Source organism: Mycobacterium sp. (assembly GCF_052145595.1).
In the GTDB taxonomy this organism is placed as follows: Bacteria; Actinomycetota; Actinomycetes; order Mycobacteriales; family Mycobacteriaceae; genus Mycobacterium.
Map to the genome: position 1 here is coordinate 1 of NZ_JBKQOI010000299.1, position 3551 is coordinate 3551.

The 3551-nt window shown below is 67.6% G+C and carries 1 protein-coding gene; it reads right to left on the reverse strand.

The genetic code is table 11. The annotated features are described in order from the left end of the window. A partial coding sequence (locus tag ACLP4W_RS25475) for an Agd3-related carbohydrate-binding protein (RefSeq protein WP_442390166.1) occupies positions 1–3307 on the reverse strand: 3307 nt, incomplete at its 3' end. Positions 3308–3551 lie beyond the last annotated feature (244 nt).

Here is a 3551-nt window from a genome sequence, read left to right on the forward strand (position 1 = left end):
TCATCACCCCGGCCTTCGCCCACGGATCAGTGTCGGACTGCGACGTCACCCGCGCCACGATGCTGGCATTGCCGGTCAGCGGCTGCGACACGTAATTGAACTGATCGCTGCCCCCCCAGATATCAGCACCGGAGCCGTTGACGGTGAAGACACCGCTGGCGTACGACGCCGACCCCGCCACAGCCGGGCTCCCCACATCCGCATCCGCCCACGGCGACGGCACCGCACTGGAGCCACCCGCGGTAACACTCACGTTATCGAAAGTGGCCGTGCCCAGCGCGCTGGCACTGTGGGCGCAATTGAAGATGCCGATGGTGACCGGGTCGGTCAACGAGATCGTCGTCGCCCCGACCGGGGCCCAGGTGGTGCCATCGGCCGAGGAGAACGCGGTAATCGTATTCCCGGTCCGGGTCAGCTTCAGCCACGCGTTGGGGAAGGTATAGCTCCCGCCCGCCACCTGAGTGTTATAGCCGTACTGGAAGGCGATGCCATTGCCGGGCGTCACGCCCAGCAGCGCATAGGACGAGCCGATGGCCGTGGACTGCTTGATCATCACGCCGGCCTTCGCCCACGGATCAGTGTCAGACTGCGACGTCACCCGCGCCACGATGCTGGCATTGCCGGTCAGCGGCTGCGACACGTAATTGAACTGATCGGTGCCCCCCCAGATATCGGCGCCGGAGCCGTTGACGGTGAAGACCCCGTTCGCGTACGAGTACGAAGCCGACCCGGGCACAGCCGGGCTCCCCACATCCGAATCAGACCACGGGGACGGAAGGACGGTCTCGGTCAGGGTCTCCGTCGCCCCGGTGGCGAGGTTCACCCAGGCGGACAGCTGGCCGCCGTAGGCTGTGCCGAACGCCGCGCCGTTGACCGTGGTACCGGCCGGCACGGTGATCGGGACGTTCACCGCCGAGCCGCTGTTGGTGACGGTGACCGTACCATTGGTGATGCTGGCGGTGTAGTTGCCGCCGCTCTCGGCTGTGGCCCACGCGCCCTGCTCGGCCAGGGTCTGCGCCTCGGTGACGTCGGTCATCTGGGCCACCGGGGAGTTGGTGTTGTACCAGGCATTGTACTGGCTCAGCATGTTGCTGATCAGGTCCAGGATCGTGTAGCCGTAGTCCGCGGTGCCCTGGGTGGCCGGGCCGATCAGGTTGGTCTGGTGGGCGTAGCCGACCCGCGGGTTGTTATCCAGCACGTGGCCCAGCATGATCCGGGACTCGACCGCCAGCAGCCCGGCCTCGGTCAGCGGCGCGCTGAGGCAGGTCGAGGTCGAGGTGTCTCCGCCGCAGTGCCCGGTCTCGCCGTTGCCGATCGAGACGCCCGACTTGACATACAAGGTGTTGTACTCGTTGAGCTGGTCGGGCCAGTTGGCCGCGTTGTAGTAGATGTTGCTCGGGTAGCGGGGCGCGCCGAGCGCGGCCCCCAGCGCGTACTGCGTCGGCTGCCGCGAGCCGTCCTGGGCGAACGTGGTGACCCCGGTGCCGGCCAGCGCGGCCGTCATGTTCGGGTTCTCCAGCCCGGAGTGCTCCCCGGTCACCACCGCGGCCGGGGTGTAGTTGGGGAGGGCGTTGGCCGCAGCGAAGGCCTGGTCCAGGCCGATCTCCTGCTCGATGGAGGAGTCAGCCGTGGTGCTGGTGGCCGGCAACCAGCTGCCGGCGGCGCTGGAGCAGTCGATGCCGGGGTCGGTGGCCGACGGATAGGTGGAACTCGACCCGGGCGCGCCTCCCGCGGCAAACCCGGTGTCGGTGAAGCTGTAGGTAGCTCCGGTGCTCTCGGGCACCTGGCCGACCAGCCCGTAGGTGGTCGAGCTCGGGTTCTCCCGGTAGACGTTGTACCCCCAGAAGCCGGTCCCGCCGCCGAACTCCGACTTCAGCGTAGCCAGCGACGGCCCGGCAGTACCGCCGGTGCCGGTGCCGTTGGTGGCATCGGGCCAGGCCAGGGTGACCGACCCATTAGCGCCCACGGTGACCGACTGGGGGGTGGAAGGCTCCGACTCCCCGTACGCGGTCGCTGCGGTGATCTCATAGCTGTAGGAGCCGGCCGCCAAGGTCCCGCCAGAGGTGCTGGGCGTGACCGAGGTCAGCGCCTGGGGCTGCCAGACCGTGCAGCCCAGGAACAGGTGCGACCAGGTGTGAGTGATCCAGTTGAAATCGGCCTTATCGGCGAGCAGTGCATTGACCAGCCCCTGATCCTCGGGATAGCCGGAGTTCGCGACGTAGCCAGGATCGGTGAACGTGCCGCCGCTGTCGGTGACACTGCCGGTGCAGTTCGCATTCGACGGGGTCCCCGACGTCGACGTGCACGCGCCGACCGCGTTGAACGCCAGGTTCAGCTTGATCCCGGTCGTCTGCTCCCAGTTGGCCACGTACGCCACGTCGGCCGCGCTCATCTGCTGGTCCGGCGGCGCGGCACCGGTTCCCTGTGTAATCCCCTGGTCCGCGACCGGGCAGGTGTAATCCGGCGGGTTGGTGGCCGCCGGGGTGCACTGGAGCGCCGAGCTCCACTCATTGTCGGCGATGAAGTTGTCGTCGATGTCCTGGCCGAAGTAGTTACGGTACAAGCCCAGGTGGGTGCCCTGAGTCACCCAGTTGATCAGCCCCGGCGCCAGCAGCAGCCACTGCAGCTGGCTCGCGTTGTAGTCGAAGTTGAGCGCCAGCTCCGACACCCCCGCCTGCGGATCAGTGGACGGATGCTGGTACACCCCGGCCAGCACCCCGGCTGTATTGGTGATCAGCGGCGTGAACGGCGCCCCGGCGGTCACCGTGGACCAGTAGCCGTAAGTGCCGGTATCGAACGGGACCGGGCCCTTCAGCTCGGGGAAGGCAGCCAGCCCCGCGGCGGTCAGCGTCCCGGTCGTGCCGTCCAGCGCCCCCCCGCTCACGTCGAGCTGGCCCGTGGTGGTGGTGGGGTACGCGTAACCGTCCACCTGGCGCACGTTAAAGGTGGACTCGTAGCTGTACAGGGCGGTCAGCTGCCCGGCGGCGAAGTCCGCCGGGGCATCGGCGATCACCACGCCGTTGAAGTTACCGGTAGTGGTACTGGTGGTCAGCGCCGGCAAGGTCACCGTCTCCGAGCCGATCGCGCCCGCCGCGGTGACCTCGGTGTAGGGCACGCCCTCGCTGGACAGTGCCGCCTCCCAGGCCCCCGTCGTGGGATCAGCCGACCCGCTCCCGATCAGCAGGACCTTCAGGTCCAGCGTGGGCGCCGTGGCCGCCGCGGCAACCGTGGCCGCAGACCCCGCACCAGCAGCCGCCATCCCAGCGGCCGAAAGCACCGCGGCCAGGCTCAGACCCAGCCATCTCACACCACGGCGCCTGCGTCCTGCAACGGAATTCCCCACCAAACTCGCCACCCCTCCAGAAGACCTACGCGGTGCAATACCACCGCAAATAGGCCAGAACCATGCACAACGGCCAGAAGACCCGGATCGCTGTTTCCCGGGTCTTCCACCTAAGTGACGCCCGGTGACCCGAGCCGGATTACGCCAAACCCAAAAATTTTTACTTGACCCAAAAGCGACATGCCCGTTATGCCTACGTGACCGACGC